This is a genomic window from Dactylosporangium vinaceum, assembly GCF_019904175.1.
In the GTDB taxonomy this organism is placed as follows: Bacteria; Actinomycetota; Actinomycetes; order Mycobacteriales; family Micromonosporaceae; genus Dactylosporangium; species Dactylosporangium vinaceum.
On record NZ_CP061913.1, the window covers coordinates 2,104,366 to 2,126,751 of the forward strand.

The 22,386-nt window shown below is 71.4% G+C and carries 22 protein-coding genes; 15 read left to right on the forward strand and 7 right to left on the reverse strand.

The genetic code is table 11. The features are described from left to right. Positions 1-630 precede the first annotated feature (630 nt). Positions 631-2,361: a DEAD/DEAH box helicase gene (locus Dvina_RS09120; protein ID WP_223101975.1), complete on the forward strand. Its 1,731-nt coding sequence runs from the start codon at positions 631-633 to the stop codon at positions 2,359-2,361. A 474-nt stretch (positions 2,362-2,835) separates the two neighbouring features. On the opposite strand, the gene Dvina_RS09125 is transcribed toward Dvina_RS09120, so the two are convergent. Together Dvina_RS09125 and Dvina_RS09130 are read right to left on the reverse strand one after the other, a co-directional pair. Beyond that, positions 2,836-3,069 (reverse strand): DUF7455 domain-containing protein, encoded by a 234-nt coding sequence (locus Dvina_RS09125; protein ID WP_223101976.1) that lies wholly within the window; start codon positions 3,067-3,069, stop codon positions 2,836-2,838. 304 nt (positions 3,070-3,373) lie between these two features. Then, complete coding sequence (locus tag Dvina_RS09130; protein ID WP_223101977.1) at positions 3,374-5,050, reverse strand: RNA polymerase sigma factor; 1,677 nt, start codon at positions 5,048-5,050, stop codon at positions 3,374-3,376. A 266-nt stretch (positions 5,051-5,316) separates the two neighbouring features. Between Dvina_RS09130 and Dvina_RS09135 the strand changes: the two genes are divergently transcribed. After that, positions 5,317-6,114 (forward strand): inositol monophosphatase family protein, encoded by a 798-nt coding sequence (locus Dvina_RS09135; RefSeq protein ID WP_223101978.1) that lies wholly within the window; start codon positions 5,317-5,319, stop codon positions 6,112-6,114. Positions 6,115-6,290: 176 nt separating this feature from the next. On the opposite strand, the gene Dvina_RS09140 is transcribed toward Dvina_RS09135, so the two are convergent. Next, a complete protein-coding gene (locus Dvina_RS09140) occupies positions 6,291-6,839 on the reverse strand; it encodes a LytR C-terminal domain-containing protein (RefSeq protein WP_223101979.1) in 549 nt (182 codons plus the stop codon). 415 nt (positions 6,840-7,254) lie between these two features. On the opposite strand from Dvina_RS09140, the gene Dvina_RS09145 reads away from it, so the two are divergent. Next, entirely contained in the window at positions 7,255-7,551 is a 297-nt protein-coding gene (locus tag Dvina_RS09145) for a DUF4193 domain-containing protein (protein WP_223101980.1), read from the forward strand. Between the two features lie 193 nt (positions 7,552-7,744). Beyond that, complete coding sequence (locus Dvina_RS09150) at positions 7,745-8,584, forward strand: hypothetical protein (RefSeq protein WP_246656114.1); 840 nt, start codon at positions 7,745-7,747, stop codon at positions 8,582-8,584. Here the strand turns inward: Dvina_RS09150 and Dvina_RS09155 are convergent. Then, a complete protein-coding gene (locus tag Dvina_RS09155; protein ID WP_223101981.1) occupies positions 8,563-9,030 on the reverse strand; it encodes a DUF3093 domain-containing protein in 468 nt (155 codons plus the stop codon). The genes Dvina_RS09150 and Dvina_RS09155 overlap by 22 nt on opposite strands. A gap of 72 nt (positions 9,031-9,102) precedes the next feature. On the opposite strand from Dvina_RS09155, the gene dut reads away from it, so the two are divergent. The 4 genes from dut to Dvina_RS09175 all read left to right on the forward strand — a co-directional run bounded on the left by dut (position 9,103) and on the right by Dvina_RS09175 (position 11,641). Further along, positions 9,103-9,597, forward strand: a complete 495-nt coding sequence (dut, locus tag Dvina_RS09160; RefSeq protein ID WP_223101982.1) for a dUTP diphosphatase — start codon at positions 9,103-9,105, stop codon at positions 9,595-9,597. After that, the gene (locus Dvina_RS09165; protein WP_223101983.1) at positions 9,594-10,373 is read left to right on the forward strand and encodes a DUF3710 domain-containing protein; all 780 of its coding nucleotides are present in this window, start codon (positions 9,594-9,596) and stop codon (positions 10,371-10,373) included. The genes dut and Dvina_RS09165 overlap by 4 nt, the downstream gene beginning before the upstream one ends. Before the next feature lie 66 nt (positions 10,374-10,439). After that, a complete protein-coding gene (locus tag Dvina_RS09170; protein ID WP_223101984.1) occupies positions 10,440-10,838 on the forward strand; it encodes an OB-fold nucleic acid binding domain-containing protein in 399 nt (132 codons plus the stop codon). A gap of 47 nt (positions 10,839-10,885) precedes the next feature. Beyond that, complete coding sequence (locus Dvina_RS09175; RefSeq protein ID WP_223101985.1) at positions 10,886-11,641, forward strand: DUF3159 domain-containing protein; 756 nt, start codon at positions 10,886-10,888, stop codon at positions 11,639-11,641. A 50-nt stretch (positions 11,642-11,691) separates the two neighbouring features. Here the strand turns inward: Dvina_RS09175 and Dvina_RS09180 are convergent, their stop codons facing one another. Both Dvina_RS09180 and Dvina_RS09185 read right to left on the reverse strand, forming a co-directional pair. Next, on the reverse strand, positions 11,692-12,384 hold the full coding sequence (locus Dvina_RS09180) for a potassium channel family protein (RefSeq protein ID WP_223105419.1): 693 nt from the start codon (positions 12,382-12,384) through the stop codon (positions 11,692-11,694). Continuing rightward, entirely contained in the window at positions 12,381-13,046 is a 666-nt protein-coding gene (locus tag Dvina_RS09185; protein ID WP_223101986.1) for a potassium channel family protein, read from the reverse strand. Before Dvina_RS09185 ends, Dvina_RS09180 begins: the two co-directional genes overlap by 4 nt. Before the next feature lie 102 nt (positions 13,047-13,148). Here Dvina_RS09185 and Dvina_RS09190 point away from each other — a divergent pair, with 102 nt between their 5' ends. Together Dvina_RS09190 and Dvina_RS09195 are read left to right on the forward strand one after the other, a co-directional pair. Then, complete coding sequence (locus Dvina_RS09190; protein WP_223101987.1) at positions 13,149-15,152, forward strand: APC family permease; 2,004 nt, start codon at positions 13,149-13,151, stop codon at positions 15,150-15,152. Beyond that, on the forward strand, positions 15,131-16,333 hold the full coding sequence (locus Dvina_RS09195; protein ID WP_223105420.1) for a class I SAM-dependent RNA methyltransferase: 1,203 nt from the start codon (positions 15,131-15,133) through the stop codon (positions 16,331-16,333). The genes Dvina_RS09190 and Dvina_RS09195 overlap by 22 nt, the downstream gene beginning before the upstream one ends. Here Dvina_RS09195 and Dvina_RS09200 read toward each other — a convergent pair. Beyond that, entirely contained in the window at positions 16,308-17,087 is a 780-nt protein-coding gene (locus Dvina_RS09200) for an RNA ligase family protein (RefSeq protein ID WP_223101988.1), read from the reverse strand. The two genes, Dvina_RS09195 and Dvina_RS09200, sit on opposite strands and share 26 nt — an antisense overlap. Before the next feature lie 93 nt (positions 17,088-17,180). Between Dvina_RS09200 and Dvina_RS09205 the strand changes: the two genes are divergently transcribed. From Dvina_RS09205 to Dvina_RS09225, 5 genes are all read left to right on the forward strand, one after another. Then, complete coding sequence (locus Dvina_RS09205; protein WP_223101989.1) at positions 17,181-18,755, forward strand: TROVE domain-containing protein; 1,575 nt, start codon at positions 17,181-17,183, stop codon at positions 18,753-18,755. A 44-nt stretch (positions 18,756-18,799) separates the two neighbouring features. Further along, on the forward strand, positions 18,800-19,537 hold the full coding sequence (locus Dvina_RS09210; protein ID WP_223101990.1) for a type I 3-dehydroquinate dehydratase: 738 nt from the start codon (positions 18,800-18,802) through the stop codon (positions 19,535-19,537). Continuing rightward, positions 19,534-19,896, forward strand: coding sequence for a hypothetical protein (locus tag Dvina_RS09215; RefSeq protein WP_223101991.1), 363 nt, complete (start codon positions 19,534-19,536; stop codon positions 19,894-19,896). The genes Dvina_RS09210 and Dvina_RS09215 overlap by 4 nt, the downstream gene beginning before the upstream one ends. A gap of 49 nt (positions 19,897-19,945) precedes the next feature. Next, complete coding sequence (locus Dvina_RS09220) at positions 19,946-21,022, forward strand: hypothetical protein (protein WP_223101992.1); 1,077 nt, start codon at positions 19,946-19,948, stop codon at positions 21,020-21,022. Positions 21,023-21,095: 73 nt separating this feature from the next. Continuing rightward, positions 21,096-22,355, forward strand: a complete 1,260-nt coding sequence (locus Dvina_RS09225; RefSeq protein ID WP_223101993.1) for an ABC transporter substrate-binding protein — start codon at positions 21,096-21,098, stop codon at positions 22,353-22,355. The last annotated feature ends 31 nt before the right edge of the window (positions 22,356-22,386 follow it).

Sequence of the window (22,386 nt, forward strand, 5' to 3'; positions counted from 1 at the left end):
CGGCCGACGCCCGCTAAGCTGTCAACGCCTTCGCGGTCCGCGCTGACGCGAGGGCGTTTTCATGCGGCCGTGCTCCCACTTCCGAGTGGCGGGAACGGCCCGGGTCTCCGCGTCGCTCGGCTGCTCGCGCGGCCGGTGACGGGTGCGATTCGGCTTCGTGGCGCGGCGGGCGGCTGCCCGGTGAGCGGTGCGGCGGGCTTCGGCCCGGCGAGCTGCTGAAGCGGACGGATCAGCGCGGGTCGGGCCGATCCTGGCCGGCGGTCGCTGGGTGACGTCGCTGAGCCGCTGTGCCGTGCGGCGGCGGATGACCTGGCCGTGGTCCGGCTCCTTCGGGGTGGCGGGCCGGGCGGCTCCGGGTCGGCGGGCGGCAGTTCGGGCCGGCTGAGGCTTCGGCCGGCTGAGGCTCGGCTGGCTGCGGTCGGGCCGGCTGCGGGTCGGGCCGGCTGCGGGTCGGGCTGGCTGCGGTCGAGCCGGCTGCGGGTCGGGCCGGCTGCGGGTGGAGCCGGGCTGAGATTGGCTGGAGCTGGAGTGCGCCGGGGGAGTGGCGGGCAACGGCGACGGCGGTGGGCCGCACGAGTGTGGGCCGCCGGGTGGAATTGACGTGAGGGACGTTTCGGGGAGGGGTGCCGCATGCCGCCGCGTCCGGTGGGGGTGCAGCAAGGTCAGTCGCTCCGGGTGTGGCAGCGCAAGGCCCTGATGGAGTACCTGCGCGGGAAGCGCGAGGACTTCCTCGCGGTCGCCACGCCGGGCGCCGGGAAGACCACGTTCGCGCTGCGGGTGGCGACGGAGCTGTTCGCCGACGGCACCATCGACAATCTGACGGTGGTCACGCCCACGGAGCACCTCAAGACGCAGTGGGCGCAGGCGGCCGCGCGGGTCGGGATCGACCTGGACGCCGGGTTCCGCAACTCCGACGTGCACGCCGCGTCCGACTTCCACGGCACCGTGGTGACGTATGCGCAGGTGGGGATCGCGCCCGCGGTACACAAGCGCAGGACCCTGACCCGGCGGACCCTCGTGGTGCTCGACGAGATCCACCACGCCGGCGACTCGAAGTCGTGGGGCGACGGGGTGAAGGCGGCGTTCGAGCCGGCCGTGCGGCGGCTGATGCTCACAGGGACGCCGTTCCGGTCGGACGAGAATCCGATTCCGTTCGTCGAGTACGAGCGGGGGCCCGACGGCATCCAGCGGTCCCGGTCGGACACCGTGTACGGGTACTCGGAGGCGCTACGGGACGGCGTCGTGCGGCCGGTGATCTTCCTGGCGTACTCGGGAGAGACCCGCTGGCGCACGTCGGCCGGTGACGAGCTGTCGGCCCGGCTCGGTGAGCCGATGACGCAGGACCTCATCGCGCAGGCGTGGCGGACGGCGCTCGACCCCAAGGGCGACTGGATGCCCCAGGTGCTCAAGGCCGCCGACGCCCGCCTGGACCGGCTCCGCTCCGGCGGCATGCCCGACGCGGCCGGCCTGGTAATCGCCAGCGACCAGCAGAACGCCCGGGCCTATGCGAAGGCGATCAACGAGATCACCGGCGAGAAGGCCGTCGTGGTCCTGTCCGACGACGTCGGCGCGTCCGGCCGGATCGCCGCGTTCTCCGCGTCGACGGAGAAGTGGATGGTCGCGGTACGGATGGTGTCCGAGGGCGTGGACATCCCCCGCCTGGCCGTCGGCGTGTACGCCACGAGCGCCTCCACCCCCCTGTTCTTCGCCCAGGCCATCGGCCGGTTCGTGCGGGCGCGGCGCACCGGCGAGACGGCCACGGTCTTCGTCCCGAGCGTGCCCCACCTGCTGGAGCTGGCCGCCGAGTTGGAGGCCCAGCGCAACCACGTGCTCGGCGAGCCGAAGACCAAGGACGGCTACGACGACGACGAGCTCGAGCGGGCCAACCGCGAGGAGAAGGCCAGCGGCGAGCTGGAGGGCAGCTTCGAGGCCCTGGGCGCGACCGCCGAGCTCGACCAGGTCATCTTCGACGGTGCCACCTTCGGCATGCCGGCGCAGACGGGGTCGGACGAGGAGGAGGAGTACCTGGGCCTGCCCGGCCTCCTGACCCCCGACCAGGTCACCGCCCTGCTCACCAAGCGCCAGTCCGAGCAGATGGCCGCCGAACGCCGCCGCGGCACCAACGCCCCCGTGGCCGAGCAGGCCGCCCCGGAGATCCCGCCCCAGCCCCGGACCGCCGGTGAGCGCCGTATCGTCCTGCGTCGCCAGCTCAACACCCTCGTCGCCGCCCACCACCACCGCACCGGCCTGCCCCACGGCAAGATCCACGCCGAGCTGCGCCGGCTGTGCGGTGGCCCGCCGAGCGCTCAGGCGACGATCGAGCAGCTCGAGGAGCGCATCGCCACCATTCAGACGCTGTAGGGGCGCTTGGGGTTGGCTGGTTTGTCCGTTAAGTCGGGCACTCCGTGCCGCGACTTAACGGATTTTTCGCCCGACAACCTTTAAATCCGATATGTCGGTTGTGAAGCGGTCGACATATCGCGCAAAGCGGGCATGGATCCGGGGCGGATTGGCGGCAGGTACCGCACCCCCCGAAGCGGTAGACGGCCGCGTCGATCCATATTCGGGCGTGACTCCTTGCCCGCCGGCTGGCTGCGAGCGTGCCTGGCGTACACGGGGTCAGGGCCGGTCGGCGGATGTGGCTGCTAGAGGCCCAAGGACGAGCAGCGGCCGCGGAGACGCCCGGGACGCCGTCGGCTCGCTGTGGCGGTCGAGGAGCGCCGGCGAGACGACCGCGGACCCTGATCCGGCCTCCTGGAGGCCGGCTGAGCTGCGCCGGGCACGAAAAGACCGCAGGGGACCTCGGAAGGTCCGCCTGCGGTCGGCGTATTGGTCTCAGCTGGTCGGGAGCTCAGTGCCGCGCCACGTGAAGTCCGGGGCTACTGAGTACTCGACTGCGATCTTGACCAGCTGATCGGCGTACTTGTTGGCGTGATGTCCACAGAAGATCAGGTCGCCGCCTTCGGCGAGCCTGACCCGGAGTTTCCCTGCCGCGTTACAGCGGTCGCACCGTTCCTCGGCGGCGGGGGGCGCTGCCGTTTCCGGCGGCGGCGTGAGGGTCGGGGTCATCGCCTTCCTCCTCTGATCGTCACCGACGAACGCTTCCTTGCGTCGTTCACAGATGGTTCAACACTGCCTTGCCCGACATCGTTCCCGCCTTGCGGACAGGACCCATGTCACATTTGCTACCCACTCACGAGCACCGGACCCACGAGGATCTGAATACCCGCTACGTGCTTCCTATCGCGCCAAGCTTGCGATCACAAGTGGCTTGGCGCGCCGCCACGGGTCTGTAATGCCCGTGGTGAGCGGAAACACACCCGGGCCGCCCTTTGGGGACGGCCCGGGTTCGCGCAGAGCGAAAAACGATCGTTCAGTCGAGGTAGTCGCGCAGGACCTGCGAACGCGACGGGTGGCGCAGCTTCGACATCGTCTTGGACTCGATCTGACGGATGCGCTCACGGGTCACCCCGTACACCTGCCCGATCTCGTCAAGGGTGCGCGGCTGGCCGTCGGTGAGGCCGAAGCGGAGCCGCACGACGCCCGCCTCGCGCTCCGAGAGCGTCTGCAGGACCTGCTGGAGCTGGTCCTGCAGGAGCGAGAACGAGACCGCGTCGACGGCCACGACCGCCTCGGAGTCCTCGATGAAGTCGCCCAGCTGGCTGTCGCCCTCGTCGCCGATGGTCTGGTCGAGGGAGATGGGCTCCCGGGCGTACTGCTGGATCTCCAGCACCTTCTCCGGCGTGATGTCCATCTCCTTGGCCAGCTCCTCCGGGGTGGGCTCGCGGCCCAGGTCCTGGAGCAGCTCTCGCTGGATGCGCCCGAGCTTGTTGATGACCTCGACCATGTGCACCGGGATGCGGATGGTGCGGGCCTGGTCGGCCATGGCGCGGGTGATGGCCTGGCGGATCCACCAGGTGGCGTAGGTGGAGAACTTGTAGCCCTTGGTGTAGTCGAACTTCTCGACCGCGCGGATGAGGCCCAGGTTGCCTTCCTGGATGAGGTCCAGGAACGCCATGCCGCGGCCCGTGTACCGCTTGGCCAGCGACACGACAAGCCGGAGGTTGGCCTCGAGCAGGTGGTTCTTGGCCCGCTCGCCGTCGCGCGAGATCCACAGGAAGTCGCGGCGGCCGGGCATCTGCATCGGCTCGCCGGCGTCCTCGGCCGCGCGCAGGCGCTCGGCCGCGTAGAGCCCGGCCTCGATCCGCTTGGCCAGCTCCACCTCCTGCTCGGCGTTGAGCAGCGGGACCTTGCCGATCTGCTTGAGGTAGGCCCGCACCGAGTCGGCCGAGGCGGTGAGCTCGGCGTCGCGCCGGGCCTGCTTGAGGGCCTCGGACTCGTCGTCGTCCCACGCGAAGTCGTCGTCGGTGGCCGTGGCCTCCGCGTCGGCCTCGGCGGCCTGGGTCGCCTCGACCGGCTCGTCGACGACGACGTCCTCGATCTCGGCGGCCAGGGCGGCGTCGTCGATCTCCTCGAGCTCCGGCTCCTCGCCGGGCACGCCCGGGTTGGCGGGGTCGGCCGGTGCCTTCTTGGCGCCGTCCGGTGCCGCCTTGACCGGTCCGGCCTTCTTCGCCGCCGCCTTCTTGGCCGGCGCGGCCTTCTTCGCCGCGGCCGCGGCCGGAGCCCCGGCAGCGGGTGCCGCGGCAGCCGCGGCGGATGCGGTGGGCGCCGTAGGCGCGGCCTTCTTCACGGGGACCTTCTTCGCCGCCGCCGGGTCCGGGACGGACTCGACGGCTGTCAGCGGCTTGGCCGCGGGAGCCTTGCGGGCCGGTGGCGCGGCCTTCGCGGTGGCCGCCTTGGATGCGGGGGTCGCCGATCGAGCCGCTGCGACCCGGCGCCGGCTGTGAGCGGAGTCGTCGACCACGACGGTGACGCCCGCCTCGGCCAGGCTCCTCAGCAGCTTCTTGGCGTGCGCGGGGGTTACGTCTGCCGTGTCGACCGCCTGGGCGACCTCCGCCGACGTCAGGTGCCCACCATTGGAGGCGGCACGCGCAATCAGCGTGTCGGCGAGGGAACGTACGTCAACGCTGGGCTGGTGAGCTGCTGTCACGAACGACCTTCCGGTGCGATGAGCGAGCGACGGCCGGTGCGGCCGGGTTCGCGCACGGCGCGGCCGTGCTGAGTGGCCGGGTTGCTTGTGTGGTGGCGCCCGTGTGGGTCGTGACTCCGGGCGGATTCACGAACGACAGCGGGCAGCGCGTGAATTGTAACGCTCTCTCGCCCCAACATCCCCTCTTGAGGGTGCGGGACGCGCGTCTTGTGACCGAACGGATGGGCTTCGCGGGTCGCGAGCGGCTCTTTGTAAGGATAGTGACCATGAACCAATCGGCCGAACTGCTGGCCCTCGCCGTCTCCGTCGCCCGCGCCGCCGGCGACCTGGCCACCCGCATGCGGGCCGACGGCGTGGCCGCCGTCGCGACCAAGTCCACGGCGACCGACGTGGTCACCGCGGCCGACCGGGCGGTCGAGCAGCTTGTCCGCGACCGGCTGCGCGAAGCCCGCCCCGGCGATGTCGTGTTCGGCGAGGAGTACGGCGGGGGGCAGGAGCGCGCGGCCGTCCGCTGGATTCTCGACCCGATCGACGGGACCGTGAATTATCTGTACGACATCCCGGTTTATGCGGTGTCGCTGGCCGCCGAGGTCGACGGCGTGGTGGTGGCGGGGGTCGTCATCAACGCCGCGACCGGCCGGGAGTGGACCGCGACCCTCGGCGGGGGAGCGTACTGCGGCGATCGCCGGCTGCGGGTCTCCGGCGAGACCGACCTCGGTCAGGCGCTGGTCGGCACCGGGTTCGGCTACGCGGCCGGGCGCCGCCTGCACCAGGCCCGGGTGCTCACCGGCCTCATCGGGCACATCCGGGACGTCCGGCGGATCGGCGCCGCCTCGATCGACCTGTGCCTGGTCGCCGAGGGGGCCCTTGACGCCTACTACGAGAAGGGCCTCAACCCGTGGGACCACGCGGCCGGCGGCCTGGTCGCGGCCGAGGCGGGCGCCCTGGTGACCGGTCTGGACGGCAATGCGCCGGGCGTCGACATGGTGATCGCCGCTCCACCGGCCCTGCACGCGCAGCTGCACGATCTCCTCAGCAAGCTCGACGCATCCGGCGGTCCCTGACCGCACGCGTTTCGAAACAACGCTTTTCAGAAAAGCAGACTGCGTTTCGAAAGAACTGCATTGCCGGACTCGGGAGCGCGTTGGGCGCGTCCGTCGCTCCCGCCAGGTCCGCGATTGCGGACCCGGCACGCCTCAAGAACCCGCTGAAGCCGGTTCAGAAAGCCGAGAGCCAGCCCTCAGCTGTCGTCCTTCGCGCACGTCCCCGGGGGCAGCTCCGGGTTGCCGAGCGCGGCAATTGCCTGGTTGACCTCGGTCGTGGTCGGCAGCTGCTTGAACTTGCCGCCGAGGATGATCTCCACCTTGTCGTCCTGGCGGGCCTTGTCGAACTCGGCGGTCGCCCGGTTCAGGAAGTACGCACGCACGAGCCAGGCCGCGCCCACCGTCGCCGGGCCGTAGCGGATCACCGCTACCTCGTCGCCGGGCTTGTTCACGGGCGGGTTCGGGGCCGCGGTGACCACCTTCGCCTCCTTGAACTGGCGGCTGAGCAGGTCGTTGGCCACGTCGGAGCCGGCGCCCGAGCGGCTGGTGGCGTTGAAGATGGTGACCTTGACGTCCTGCTGCCGGGGCAGCTTGGCGTCGGCCAGCACCGAGCCCTCGGGGCACTTGCCGCCCTCCGCGGCCGGACCGCCCTGGTGGTCCTTCACCACAGCGACGATCACGAAGATCGCCGCGGCCACTATGAGGACGCCCACCACCGCGAGTGCCCTCACCCGCGCAAAACTCATGGCCCGCTCCCCGCGCCCGCGTCGACCGGCAACGCGCTGGCTGCCGACCCATATCAAGTTCCGTCACCAGAGATGACGCTCTGGCTGCCGGAGAGGTTAGCGCCTGGCCGGGAGAACCGCTGAAGTCCCCACCGTGGATACCGCAAAGTTCCCACTCCCCGTTGCTTGACGACTGCCCACGGAAAACGGTTGGGGCGGGTATCGTCGCATCGCCGTGAGGGGGTCGGCGCGCGTGAGCGGCCCGGACGGTGCAAGATCGTTGTGTCGCCTCGGTCACAGTGGGAACAACTTTCCGCGTGCGGGCGTACAACAAACGCACGAGGGCGGTAAGGTACGCCGCCTTTGGACGTTGTAGCCGACGTTGCTATGGGCGCCCAACCACCCGGCGACACGAAAATTGGGAGTGTGAACACCGATGGCCACCGACTACGACGCGCCACGTCGCGACGAGGTCGACCTCGGGGAGGACAGCCTCGAGGAGCTCAAGTCCCGGCGAACCGACGCGCAGTCCGCGATCGTCGACGTCGACGACACCGATCTCGGCGAGAACTTCGAACTCCCGGGCGCCGACCTGGCCGACGAAGACATGACGGTCAAGGTGCTGCCGATGCAGACGGACGAGTTCCGCTGCTCGCGCTGCTTCCTGGTCCACCACCGCAGCCAGCTGGCGACCGAGCGCAACGGGGAGCTGATCTGCCGCGAGTGCGCGTGAGTGGCGTCACGCCCGCGCCCGTGTCCACGGGCTCGGCGTCGCCGCCTCGGCGTGCGATCGGCACCGTGTGTGGGAACAGCGTGAAAAGGGCATGAAAACGGCGGCTCCGCAGCAGCGGAGTTGATCGCGCGGAACTGGCGTCGGCGTGCTGCAGTGATGTGAGCGGCGATCGATTACCTCCGGAGGTTTCACGATGGTCGAGCCGGTGCCCGCCGACGAGGCGGCCGAGAACGCTCCTGTCCAGCCGGAAGGGCAGGCCGGACCAGGCTCCCTGGCCGGCCCGGCGGACGAGGCGGAGCTCTCACAGGCCGTTGTCGCGCTGACCGGTGACGACGTCCCGGCCAAGGAGCGGCGGCGGCTGCTGGGCCGGCTGGTCCGCCTCGAGGTCGGTGAGCGCGGTGTGCGCGACCTCTTCCGACCCAAGAAGGCGCTGGGCTGGATCGCCGACTCGGTGACCCGGGTCGCGCCGCACATCCCGGTGCGCGATCTGGAGACGCTGCGCGCGCACTACGACGGCCTGGAGGGCGACGCCCTGGCCGAGCGGCTCATCCGCAACGCGGGCCGGGTGACGGCCGGCATCGGCGCGACCGGCGGCGGGGTGGCCGCGGTCGAGTGGGTCGCGACCCCGACCCTGCTCTCGGCGCCGATGCTCCTGGCGGCCGAGACGGTCGCCGTGGTCGCGGTGGAGATGAAGCTGATCGGGGAGCTGCACTCGGTCTACGGCCGCCCGATCCACGGTACGGGTTCGCAGCGCGCGGTCGCGCTCGTCCAGGCGTGGGCCGAGCGCCGGGGCATCAACCCGCTGCGGGTCGGCGGCAGCGTGGCGGCGGCCATGGGCACCGCGGTGCGCAAGGAGCTGCGGGACAGGCTGCTGAAGCGGTTCGGGCGCAACCTGAGCACCATGGGGCCGTTCCTGACCGGTGCGGCCGTCGGCGGCTTCCTGAACCGCCGGGCGACCCACTCGCTGGGCCACGAGATCCAGAAGGACCTCAAGGGCCTGGGCGAGGGTGGTCAGCGGGTCATCGAGGCCTGAGCCTCGCGCAGCGCCGCCACCAGCGCATCCGGGTGGCGGGTGCTGATCAGCCAGTACGGCGTCGGGTCGGCGTCGTCGCGCACGTCCACGCGCACCGCCGGGCCGATCCAGGGCCGCTGCACGACGAACGCCTCCGGATCCGCGTACGGGCCCAGGAGGTCGTGCTTGTCCGCGGCGGAGACGGGCGTCACCTCACCGACGTACCGCAGCGGGATGTGCGCGTCGTCGACCCGCAGCTCCCCGTTGGACACCTCGATGCGGATGCGGCCCAGCCACCACAGTCCGCCGACCGTGAGCGGCAGCAGGATCAGGTAGGCGATCCACGTCGCCGCGCCCGGTGCGCCCAGCTTCACCTCGGCGGCCAGGGCTCCGGCGACCGCCAGCGCGGGCAGCCAGAGCCACCATGACAGGCTGAGTCGCTCGCGGTACGGGTTGGGCTGCGTCACTTGGCCAGGGTAGGTGTTGGCGCCGGCGCGGGGCGGGGCAGGATGGGTGTCGAAGGAAAGGACGCCGGAGGAATGGACGTACACGTGCGGCAGCTGGACCCCGGTCTGCCGGTGCCCGCCTACGCGCACCCGGGTGACGCCGGTGCCGACCTGTATGCGGCGCGCGACGTCGAGCTCGCGCCGGGCGAGCGGGCGCTGGTGCCGACCGGGATCGCGATCGCGCTGCCGGAGGGGTACGTCGGGCTGGTGCACCCGCGCTCCGGGCTCGCCGCGAAGCTGGGCGTCACGGTCGTCAACGCCCCCGGGACTGTCGATTCGGGCTACCGGGGCGAAATCCTGGTGAACCTCATCAATCACGATCGAGTGATATCGGCAAAGATATCCCGGGGTGACCGAATTGCCCAGCTTGTGATCCAGCGCGTGGAGCGGGCACACTTCCACGTCGTCGACGACCTTCCCGATACTGTGCGCGGGGCTGGTGGCCACGGGTCCACCGGCGGGCATGCCGGGCTCGTCCCGGCCGCGAGGACTGCGGTACCGACCGCGAACTTGGAGGCAGAGCAGTGATCTTCTCGCGCAATCGCGGGAGTGGCCGGCACGCCAAGTCGGGCCCGGAGGGCCGCGAGGCGCTCGACCGCGACCTGGACGGGGACCTCGACGCGTTCGAGGACGACGGCGAGCCGCGGGCCGGCAAGTCGGACCGGGCGGACGGCCCCTACGACATCAGCGAGGCCCCCGAGGGCATCGCGCAGCTCGACCTCGGCGCCCTGAAAGTTCCCGCGGTCGAGAACGTCGAGGTGCGGGTCCAGGCCGACAACGACGGCAAGATCCAGCAGATCGTGCTGGTGTTCGAGGAGAGCGCGCTGCAGCTTGGCGTGTTCGCGGCGCCGCGCAGCGAGGGCATCTGGGACGAGGTCCGGGCCGAGATCCGCAAGCAGCTGTTCAACGACGGCGTTGCGGCCGAGGAGGTCCAGGGCGACTACGGCACCGAGCTGCGCGCCCGGGTGCGGACCCCGGACGGCCTGACCGACATCCGCTTCGTCGGCGTCGACGGGCCACGCTGGCTCGTGCGCGCCGTGTTCCAGGGCCCGGCCGCGGTCGACCCGCAGGCCGCCCCGCCGCTGCTGGAGTGCCTGCGCAACCTGGTCGTCGAGCGTGGCAACGAGGCCATGCCGGTGCGCGAGCCGCTGTCGCTGCACCTGCCGAAAGAGGTCACCGAGGGCGGAGCCGAGGCGTCCGGGGCCGACCCGGCCACGCCTGCGGCCGGGTCCGCCGCCGCCGACGGCGGGGATGGTAGCGCCTCGGGCCGCCGCCGGCCGTCACCAAGGCCACGTCGCAAGTAGGGAAAAAGCGCGTACCGTCGTAATGAGGGTGTCATAGCGGCCGAAGGAGAGGGTGGCACCGTCATCATGGCCACGGACAGTGAAAACGCGGTCGAGGATCATCAACGCGGCCTGCGGAAGTTCTTCCGCCGGCTGACCGCGAGCGACTCGGAACTCGACGCGGAGGAGCTGCAGCGCGACGCGCAGCAGTGCGGAAGCATGCCGGCGCTGAAGTGCCAGCGCGGGCAGGTGGTCAGCCTCAAGGGGCGGCTGCGGACAGTGGTGTACACGCCGCGCACCAATCTGCCGACGCTCGAGGCGGAGCTCTTCGACGGCAGCGACCTGGTCACACTCGTGTGGCTGGGGCGCCGCCACATCGCCGGCATCGAGCCGGGTCGAGCGATCACGGCGAAGGGGCGCATCGCCGTGCGGGATGGCCGTAAGGTGCTCTACAACCCGTACTACGAGCTCGACACGCCGCGTTGAGCCCCGACACGCCGCGGATGAGGCTCGACACACCACGATGAGGACGGATGCAGCCAGGTAGCCCAGGAAGGCCGACCACGCCCGAGGCCGCGACATCCACGACCCCGCCCGGGAACAAGGCGACGGACGACGAGGAGCCGCTCCCTCCGTTCTCGGTGCAGATGGCGCAGCAGCTCGGCGGGGTGCGCGGGCTCGTCGAGTCCAGCATCCCGATCACGCTGTTCATCGTGGTCAACTTCCTGGGCGACCACTTCAAGTGGTGGTCGCTGCAGACGTCGCTCATCATCGCCGTCGGCGCTGCGCTGTCGCTGGCCGTGTATCGGCTGGCCCGCCGCGAGCCGATCCGCCACGCGCTCAACGGCGTCTTCGGCATCGCGATCGGGGCGTACATCGCCTGGAAGAGCGGCGACGCCAAGGACGTCTACCTGCCCGGCATGCTGCTCACCGTCGGCTACGTCATCGGCATGCTGGGCTCGATCGCCCTCGGCCGGCCGCTGGTGGGCTGGCTGTGGTCGGTCACCCTGGACGGCGGCGCGACCCGCTGGTACGACAACACCCGCCTGCGCCGGGCCTTCATGTGGCTGACCGGGCTGTGGGCCTTCGTCTACGCGCTCAAGCTCGGCGTGCAGATCCTCATCTACCGGGACACCAGCGCCGACTCCGACGACCTGCTGGGCATCGCCCGCCTGGCGCTGGGCTGGCCGCCCTACGCCCTGCTGGCCGCGCTCACCGTGTGGCGGGCCCGCATCATCCTCCGCGAGGAGCCGGCCGCAGCGGACGAGCCCGCGGAGGCGGGCTCGTAAGGCGCTGACGGGGGCGACGGCCCGGACCACCGCGGACCCGGGCCCCGCCGTTAGGGCTTCTTCTTGGAAGAGATGCTGTCCTCGCCCAGGATCACGGCGCGGACCGTGTCCTCCATCTCGGAGGTCACCACGAAGACCAGCTCGTCGCCCGACTCCAACGGGTCGTCAGGGGTCGGGACCAGGACGCGGCGGCCGCGCAGGATGGCGACAAGGGCGGCGTCGTGGGGGAGCGGGACGTCGCGGACCGGGTGGCCGACGTAGGGCGCCGTCTCCGGCAGGGTGATCTCGACCAGGTTGGCCTCGGACTGGCGGAAGGTCATCAGCCGGACCAGGTCGCCGACCGACACCGCCTCCTCGACGAGGGCCGCCATGAGCCGCGGCTTGCTGACCGAGACGTCGACGCCCCACTGCTCGTTGAACAGCCACTCGTTCTCGGCGCGGTTGATGCGGGCGACTACGCGCGGCACCGCGAACTCGGTCTTGGCCAGCAGCGAGACGACCAGGTTGACCTTGTCGTCGCCGGTCGCCGCGACCACCACGTCGCACGAGGACAGGTCGGCCTCCTGGAGGCTCGTCAGCTCGCAGGCGTCGGCCAGGATCCACTCCGCCGCCGGCACCCGCTCCGGCCGCACCATCCTCGGGACGCGCTCGATGAGCATGACCTGGTGGCCGTTGTCGACGAGCTCCTTGGCGATGGACCGGCCCACGTTGCCGGCCCCCGCGATCGCGATGCGCATGGTCAGTGTCCCCCCTCGGGCGCCGAGCCGGTGACCTTCGCCACGGAGGCGGACAGCTCGTCGGTCAGCAGCATGAAGGCCAGGTCACCGTCCTGGATCACGGTCGACTCGGTGGGCAGCATCGCCAGACCGAAGCGCATGAGATACGCCAGCCGCGCCCCGCTGCGGGCCTCGAGCTGGGCGACGGTGTGCCCGATCCAGTCGGGGTGCATCGGCACCTCGACGATCGACACGGTGCTCGTCGGGTCGCGCCAGACCTCGACGTTGCCCTCGGGGACCAGCTGGCGCAGCATCCGGTCGGCCGTCCAGCGCACGGTGGCGACTGTCGGGATGCCGAGGCGCTCGTAGACCTCCGCGCGCTTCGGGTCGTAGATGCGGGCCACGACCCGCTCGACGCCGAAGGTCTCGCGGGCCACCCGGGCCGAGATGATGTTGGAGTTGTCGCCGGACGAGACGGCGGCGAAGGCGTCGGCCCGCTCGATGCCGGCCTGCAGCAGGACGTCACGGTCGAAGCCGACCCCGTTGACGGTCGTGCCGTGGAACTCCCCGCCCAGGCGGCGGAAGGCGTCGGCGTCGACGTCGATCACCGCGACCGAGTGTCCGCGCTGTTCGAGGCTCTGCGCCAGCGTGGAGCCCACGCGGCCGCAGCCCATGATCACGACATGCACGTGTCCCCGCCTCCGTGTCCTGATGCACTCGAACACGAGGATGTCATGGCCGGGCGGCGACCGGTGCAACGGGAGGCGGCACTGCCCGTACGCTTAGGCGTCGTGGCCAGTCCCACCTCCCTCGCAAAGCGGCTGCTTCTGGGCCGACCGTTCCGCTCGGACCGGCTGAAACACACGCTGCTGCCCAAGCGCATCGCGCTGCCGGTGTTCGCCTCCGACGCGCTGTCGTCGGTCGCGTACGCCCCCGACGAGATCCTGCTGACCCTCTCGATCGCGGGCGCGACGGCGCTGACGATCTCCCCCTGGATCGGTCTCGCTGTCGCAGTGGTGATGCTCACAGTCGTCGCCAGCTACCGCCAGAACGTCCATGCGTACCCGTCCGGCGGCGGCGACTACGAGGTGGCCACGGTCAACCTCGGGCCCCGCTTCGGCGTGGCCGTGGCCAGCGCGCTGCTCGTGGACTACGTGCTCACCGTGGCCGTCTCCACCGCCTCGGGCGTGGCCAACCTGGGCTCCGTCGTGCCGTGGGTGGCGACCCATAAGGTGGCGATCTCGATCATCGCCATTGCCCTGCTCACGGCGATGAACCTGCGGGGCATCCGCGAGTCGGGCGCGGCGTTCGCGATCCCGACCTACGGGTTCATGATCGTCATGATCGGCATGGTGATCACCGGGTTCTTCAAGATCTTCGTGCTCGGTGACGATCTCCGGGCGCCGAGCGCCGACCTGGTGATCCACGCCGAGCACTCGAACATGAGCCAGATGGCGATGGCGTTCCTGCTGCTGCGGACGTTCTCGTCCGGCTGTGCGGCCCTGACCGGCGTCGAGGCCATCTCCAACGGCGTGCCGGCGTTCAAGGAGCCGAAGAGCAAGAACGCGGCGACCACGCTGCTGCTGCTCGGCGCCCTCTCGATCACGATGCTGCTGGGCATCATCCTGCTGGCCAACAAGACCGGTCTGCGGTACGTCGAGGACCCGAGCCAGATCGAGAGCGGCCCCGCCAACTACGTGCAGAAGACGGTCACCACGCAGCTCGGGCAGACCGTCTTCGGGGCCGGCTCCATCCTGCTGTACGTGGTGGCCGTCATCACCGCACTGATCCTGTTCCTGGCCGCGAACACCGCGTTCAACGGCTTCCCGGTGCTCGGCTCGATCCTGGCCCAGGACCGCTACCTGCCGCGCCAGCTGCACACCCGCGGCGACCGGCTGGCCTTCTCCAACGGCATCATCCTGCTGGCCCTGGCCGCGATGGTCCTGATCATCGGGTTCAACGGCGAGGTCACCCGGCTGATCCAGCTGTACATCGTGGGCGTGTTCGTATCGTTCACGCTCTCCCAGGCCGGCATGATCCGGCACTGGAACCGGCTGCTGCGCACGGTCCGCGACAAGCAGGCCCGCAACCGGATGATCCGGTCCCGGACGATCAACATGATCGGCCTCACGCTGACGGGCGCCGTGCTCATTGTGGTGCTCATCACCAAGTTCCTGCTCGGCGCCTACATCGCCATCATCGCCATGATCGTCATCTACTTCCTGATGGTCGGCATCAAGAAGCACTACGACACGGTCGCCCGGGAACTGGAGCCGTCCGAGGTGCGGCCCGTGCTGCCCGCCCGCAACCACGCCATCGTCCTGGTCTCCAAGGTCCACCGCCCGACGCTGCGGGCCGTCGCCTACGCGCAGGCCACCCGGCCCGACTCGCTGACCGCGCTCACCGTCAACGTCGACGACCACGACACCCGGGCGCTGCAGGAGGAGTGGGAGCAGCGGGGGATCCCCGTCCCGCTGACGGTCGTCGACTCGCCCTACCGGGAGATCAACCGCCCGATCCTGGACTTCGTGCGCGGCAAGCGACTGAAGGCGCCGCGCGATGTGGTGACCGTCTTCATCCCCGAGTACGTCGTCGGCAAGTGGTGGGAGCACCTCCTGCACAACCAGAGCGCGCTGCGGCTCAAGGGCCGGCTGCTGTTCGAGCCGGGCGTGATGGTCACCAGCGTGCCGTGGCAGCTCAGCTCCATCGACGGCGTCGACATCGACCGGCTGGACGCCACGCTGATCCGCGGTCCGAAGCGGGGGCCGCGCTCATCGGTCACCCCCGAGCCGTGACCGAGCCGCTCGAGCTGGAGGTCGGCGCCGTCGCGCACGGCGGGTTCTGCGTCGCCCGGCACGAGGGCCAGGCCGTGTTCGTCAGGCACGCGCTGCCGGGGGAGCGGGTCCTGGCCCTGGTCACCGAGGAGCGCAAGGGGTTCCTGCGGGCCGACGCCGTGCAGATCCTGCGGCCGTCGCCCGATCGTGTCGTCCCGCCGTGCCCGTTCGCGGGGCCGGGCGCGTGCGGTGGATGCGACTGGCAGCACGTGTCCTGGGAGGCACAGCGCCGCCTGAAGGCGCAGGTGCTCCACGAGCAGCTGCAGCGGCTGGGCGGCCTGAGCGACGTTCCGGAACTGTCCGTGCTGCCCCTCCCCGGCGGTCCGCTGTCGTGGCGTACCCGCGTGCAGTACGCGGTCGACGGCGAAGGGCGGGCCGGCTTCCACCCGCACCGCAGCTCGGCCGTGATCCCGATCGACAGCTGCCGCATCGCGCACCCGGCGATCCAGGCCCTGCCCATCACGGATCGCGAGTGGCCGCCCGGCTCCACTGTCGAGGCGGCCGTGTCGTCGCTCGGGGACACCGCGATCCTGCCGCGGGCCAACCGCACCGGGCCGCCGTCCGCGCCGGTGCCGCAGATCCGCGAGCACGCGGCCGGGCACGAGTGGCGGCTGGCCGCGGGCAGCTTCTGGCAGGTCCACCCGCACGCCGTCGAGGCGTTCACCGGCACCGTGCTGGAGCAGCTCGCACCCGCGGCGGCCGAGCGGGCCTGGGACCTCTACGGGGGCGCCGGCGTGTTCGCGGCCGCGCTCGCGCCGCACTGCGGCCCGGTCACCGTTGTCGAGTCGGATGCCCGCGCGGTCGCGGCCGGGCGCCGGGCCCTGCGCGACCTCACCAACGTGACGTTCGCCCGCGGCGACGTGGCCCAGGTGCTGGCCAACCCGCGCTGGCGGCGGGTCGACCTGGTCGTCCTGGACCCGCCGCGCTCGGGCGCCGGCCGGGCCGTGGTGGCCGCGATCGCCGCCCGGGCGCCGCGGGCCGTGTCGTACGTGGCCTGCGACCCGGCCGCCTTCGCCCGCGACGTACGCACGTTCGGTGAGCTCGGCTACGAGCTGAGCGCCGTCCGCGCGTTCGACAGCTTCCCGATGACCATGCACTTCGAGACCATCGGGCTGCTCACCCCGCGCCGGGGCGCCGCTTGAGGGTCCGCGCGTAGTCCTGGAACCGGGCCTTCGCGATGACCTTGCGGTCGGGTGTGCGGAACACGATGCCCTCCGCGCGTCCGCGCGTGTCGTCGAGCCCGACGAGCGTCTCCGGGAGGCGCTCGGCCAGCAACGCCTGCATGCCGGCGATGGACTGCGGCAGCGCGTCGGTGCGGAACAGCCGCGGCGTGACCTCCAGCCCGGCGGCCTTCGCCAGCCCCTGGAGGGCCTCCTCGTCCGCGTAGGGCTGGCCGCCCGCCTCACGCCAGGCCGAGATCTGCGCCTGCGGCCAGGTCAGCGCGGTCGCCCAGTCGTCGAGCAGCACCACGTCGAACAGGCGCCACCCGAAGCGGCTCGAGTCCTTCGTGTACTGCTTGGCCGCGCCGCCGACCTTCCCGCCGTACAGCTCCATGAAGTAGACGTGGATGCCGCCGGCGTGCCCCTCGGCCAGGCGGTCCGCGACCGGGCGCAGCTGCTCGACGATGCCCAGCGCGGGGTTGGCGATCAGGTCGCCGCGGGCGTGCAGGAACTCCTCGCGGGAGCCGATCAGGTAGCTCCCGTCGGGCAGCAGCACGATGCGGCTGTTGGTGCCGTCGACCTTCTCGGTCGCGATGACGTCGCCGGAGAACGCGGTCGCGGACTCGAGCAGGACGCCGTTACGGGGGTCGAGCTCGTGGTAGGTCGGGATCGACGGGTACTTCGTGAGCGAGTTGAGCACCCGGAGATCCGCTGCGCGCACGTCGAAGCGAGTCATCGGATCAGGATGGGCCACGGAAAAATAGCGCCGCGACCGAATTTCGCCCGCGTAGCGTCCCCTGCACTGCATCGAAGGCGGGTGAAACCAATCATGGCGAAGCTCAATGTGCGCAAGGTGCGCGCGGCGATCGGGCGCGGCCCGGTCGCGGGACCGGCGCGGGTGGCCGGTCCGACCTACGAGGGCGGCGCCGGATACGCCCGCGACCTCAAGTCCGAGCTGTTCCTGCTGGCCGTGACCAACATGGTCGGCGAGCAGACGTTCTACGAGCCGGCCGCCGAGCGCGACGAGCGGTACTCCCGCCTGGTCCGCGCGGCCGCGGTCGCCGACCCGGACTGGACCGGGCGCTTCCTGGCCTGGCTGCGGACCGGCGCGAACATGCGCACCGCGGCCGTCGTCGGCGCGGCCGAGTTCGTCAAGGGGCGCCTGGAGGCGGGTGCGCCGTCCACCGGCGAGAACCGGCGGGTGGTCGCGGACGTCCTCCAGCGCGCCGACGAGCCGGGGGAGCTGCTGGCGTACTGGATGTCGCGGTACGGCCGGGCCGTCCCGAAGCCGGTCAAGCGCGGCATCGCCGACGCCGTCCAGCGCCTCTACACCGAGCGCAACCTGCTCAAGTACGACACCGCGAGCCACGCGTTCCGGTTCGGCGACGTCGTCGACCTCACGCACCCGGGCCCGGCCGCGCCGTGGCAGGGCGACCTGTTCGCCTATGCCCTCGGCCGCCGGCACGGCCGCGAGGACCTGGCGGTGCCGGCGTCCCTGGGCGTGATCGCGGCGAACGAGCGGCTGCGCGCGGACGCGGCGGCCGACCCGGCTGTCCTGCTGGACGCCGAGCGGCTGCGCGAGGCGGGCATGACCTGGGAGGACGCGCTGTCGATGAGCGGCGGGACGGCCGTGGACAAGGCCGCACTGTGGACCGCGCTGCTGCCGTCGATGGGCTACATGGCGCGGCTGCGCAACCTGCGCAACTTCGACCAGGCCGGCGTGGCCGACGACGTGGCGGCCCAGGTCGCGGCGAAGCTGGCCGACCCGGAGCAGGTCGCGCGGTCGCGGCAGCTGCCGATGCGGTTCCTGTCGGCGTACCGGGCGGCACCGTCGCTGCGCTGGAGCTGGGCGCTGGACCAGGCGCTGACGGCGAGCCTCGCGAACGTGCCGGCCCTGCCGGGGCGGACGCTCGTGCTCATCGACACGTCGGGCTCCATGCACTCCGGGTTTTCGCGCGACGGCACGCTGATGCGCTGGGACGCGGCGGTGGTCTTCGGCGTGGCCCTGGCCACCCGGTGCGCGGGCGCGGACGTGGTGTCGTTCTCGACCGGCTCGACCGTGTTCAAGCTGCGCAAGGGCGAGTCGGTGCTGAAGGCGATCGAGCGGTTCCGGGCCGAGGGGCACTTCCACGGCCAGGGCACCAACACGGCGACGGCGGTGCGCAAGCACTTCAAGAGCCATGACCGGGTGGTGATCCTGACGGACGAGCAGGCCTCCTTCGACGGGTCGGTGTCGGATGCGGTACCCCGCGACACGCCGATCTTCACCTGGAACCTGGCCGGCTACCGGCTGGGCCACGCGCCCGCGACGGCGAACCGCTGGACGTTCGGCGGCCTGTCCGACGCCGGGTTCGGGATGATCCCGCTGCTGGAGGCCGGGCGCCACGGCGACTGGCCGTTCTGACCCCCGTAGACTCCCCCTGTCTTCACGGGCAGGGGGAGTCTTCAGTGGCAACGCAGACGCTGCGGGAGCGGCTGACCGGCGGTGCGCCGCTCGTCGCGGTCAGCTTCGGCGACGAGGACCCCGCGGGCCACGCCGCGCGGGCGCGCGCGCTCGGGGTCGACCTGGCCGAGCTGCGCATCGACTGGCATCGCAGCGCCGAGCCGGCCGACGTGCTCGCCGCGATCGCGCCGTTCCGGGCGGCCGGCCTGCCGACCCTGGCCACGATCCGCTCCAAGGCCGAGGGTGGCTACTGGTCCGGCGACGACGCGGCCCGGCTGCGGCTGTTCGCGGCCGTCCTGCCCGCGGTCGACGCGGTTGATGTCGAGCTCTCCTCGGACCAGGTCCTGCCCGGCGTGGTCGCCGCGGCCCGGGCGGCCGACCGGCCGGTGATCGTGTCGTACCACGACTTCGACCGGACACCCGGCGCCGCCGAGCTGCGGGCGAAGGTCGAGGCGGCCCGGGCGGCCGGGGCGGACGCCGTGAAGATCAGCACCATGGCGCAGGGCTCCGAAGACCTCAGGGTGCTGGCCGGGCTGCTCGTGGAGTACGACCGCATGATCGTCATCGGCATGGGCGCGGAGGGCGCCGGGTCGCGCGTCTTCTTCCCGCTGCTCGGGTCGCGGATCACGTATTCGGCGATCGGCGGCCGTCCCGCCCCGGGCCAGCTGCCGTTCGAGGAGACCAAGCGGCTGCTGACAACCTTCTCGCCGGAGTACGCCGCCTCCGCGGAGGCGGCGGCATGAGCTACCCAGTTGATCCGGATGAGGAAGAGGGGCGGCCGCGGCGGGACCCCTGGCGGGCGCTGCGCAAGACGGTCGCGCAGATCGTCGTCGTCTTCACCATTCCGTTCGTCTTCGCGATCGGGCGGGCCGCGCTCGGGCTCAACAAGCTCAAGGTCGACCGCAGCCCGGCCGACTGGACCGTCTGGGGCATCGGGATCGCGCTCATGGTCGCGGCGTCCGGGCTGGCGATCCAGGCCCTGCGCGGCAAGGCGCCGGCGGCGCTCGGGGAGCGGGCCGCGTGGGTGGCCGGCGGCGTCTGGCTGCTCGGGCTCGTGTTCACCATCGTGTATTCGCAGATGGTGCCGCCGCCCGTCCGCTGAGCCCATACCGGTCGGCGCGGGTGGCGGGCGACCTCTATCTTCTTGAGGCATGACCCAGCCCCCGACCACGCCCGAACCGGACGAGCCGGTCGAGGTGCGGCCCGCCGCGTACGACCCCTCCCAGTCGTACGTCGTCTACCAGGCCGCCCAGCCGCCCGCCTATCTCCAAGGCTTCGGCATCCCCCTCTCCACGGCGCAGGCCGGGTTCGACCCGATGATCAGCCCGGACTACAACGGCTGGTGGCAGCGCAGCACCACGATCTTCAAGGGCGCGTGGAGGCAGCTGGCGATCCTGCAGCTCATCGGGTTCGTGCTGACGCTCGTGGTGGTCATCCCGGAAGGCATCTGGAGCCTGAAGGTGACGGCCGACTTCATCGACGCCGCCAACGCGAGCGAGGCCACGCCGTCGCTGACGCCGCTTGTCGCCCCGTTCGCGCTGCTGTTCCTCGGCACGGTGGTGGCCGGAATGGTCGGCAGCATGATCACGGTGGCCGGCAACCAGATCGCGGTCACCGTCGCGGCCGGGCAGCCCCCGCGCCTCGGGCCGGCGTTCGCCCTGGCCGTGCGCCGGTTCCTGCCGCTGTGGGGCTGGAGCCTGCTCAGCGCGCTCATGATGCTCGTCGGCTTCTGCCTGTGCATCCTGCCCGGCATTTACCTCTACGCCGTGTTCCTGATCCTGCCGGCGGTCGTCACCTTCGAGCGCGGCTCCGGGGCGATCGCGCGCTGCTTCCAGCTGGTCCACCGCGACTTCGGCGCGGCGATCGCCCGGATCGCGACGATCATCGGCCTCACGCTGCTCGTCGGCCTGGTCTCGTACTTCGTCGGGCAGATCATCGAACGGACCATGGGCGGCGTCCCGGAGTCGACGCTCGGGTCGACGAGCACCGGCGCGCAGCGCTTCACGATCACCACGACCGCGATCGTGACCATCGCGGTGAGCCGGCTCGTCACCACCCTGCTGGAGACGGCGATGAAGCTGTTCACCGACGTGCTCACCGTGACCGCGTACGCCGACATGCGGGCCGGCCTCGACCCGCAGCTGACCACCGCGCACCTGGCCGCCGAGGCCGGCGTCCCGGTGGCACCGGCCGCGCAGTGGACAGCGCCACCGCCGGCCGCCGCCTGAGTGCTGCCGAAAACCCAAGGCGTTTTGGGGGTACCGCACCAAAAGCCCGATTTGCCGGAGAATACTGCTAGGCATGGGAGTCAGCCGGAGGGGCCTGCTCGCCGCCGGGTTCGCGGCGCTGGCCCTGCCCGGCTGCGGCGGTGGTGCGGCACCCCAGGCCGAGCCGGACCACAAGGTCGAGGTCTTCTCGTGGTGGGCCGGGCCCGGTGAGAAGGAGGGCCTCGAGGCCCTCGTCGCCGACTTCGCGAAGCACAACCCCGGCATCGCCTTCGACAACGCGGCGGTGGCGGGGGGCGCCGGCACCATCGCCCGGACCGTCCTCGCCACCCGCCTGCAGAACGACGACCCGCCCGACTCCTACCAGGCGCACGCCGGGCGCGAGCTCACCGAGGACATCCGGGCCGGATACGTCGAGGACCTCCGCGACCTCTACGAGGAGCAGGGCTGGCTGGACAAGCTGCCCGGCGGGCTGGTGCAGGCGATCACGGTGAACGGCGCCATCCACTGCGTGCCGGTCAACATCCACCGCTCCAACCTGCTCTGGTACCGCCCCCAGACCCTGGCCTCGCTCGGCCTCACGCCCCCGGCGACCTGGGCCGACTTCCTGACCCAGGCCGATGCGATAGCGAAGCGCGGCCTGACGCCGCTGTCGATAGGCCCCGGCTGGACGCAGAAGCACCTGCTGGAGAACGTGCTGCTCGGGGTGCTCGGGGCGCAGACCTACGCGGGGCTGTGGACCGGCGGCACCGACTGGTCGAGCGCGCCGGTGCTGGCCGCGCTGCAGGTCTTCACCGACGTGCTGGCCCGCTCCGACGTCGCCACGCCGGCCGGGGACTGGCAGCCCGCGCTGGACCGGGTGGTGACCGGGAGCGCCGCGTACAACCTCATGGGCGACTGGGCCGACGCCTATCTGCGGACCAAGGGCCTGGTGTTCACCGACGGTTACGGGGTCGTCGCGAGTCCGGGGACCGACCGGGTGTACAACTTCCTCTCCGACTCCTTCACGCTCCCGCGCGGTGCCCCACACCCCGGCGCGGCCCGCAAGTGGCTGGTCGAGTGCGGGTCGGTGGACGGGCAGGACGCGTTCAACCCGCAGAAGGGCTCGGTCCCCGCGCGGATCGACGCCGACCGGGCGAAGTACACGGGCTATCTGGCGGCCGCGGTGGCCGAATGGGCCGACGCCGGCACCCGGGTAGTGGGCTCGCTCACCCACGGGGTGGTCGCGGACACCGCCTGGAACGCGAAGATCGACACCGCGCTGTCCACGTTTGTGCAGGACCGGGACGCTGTCGCGTTCGCCCGGGCCGTCGCGGCCGGGCGGACCGTTTCCTGAGTGCGGCCGGGATGTGTGGAACCTGTCAAGA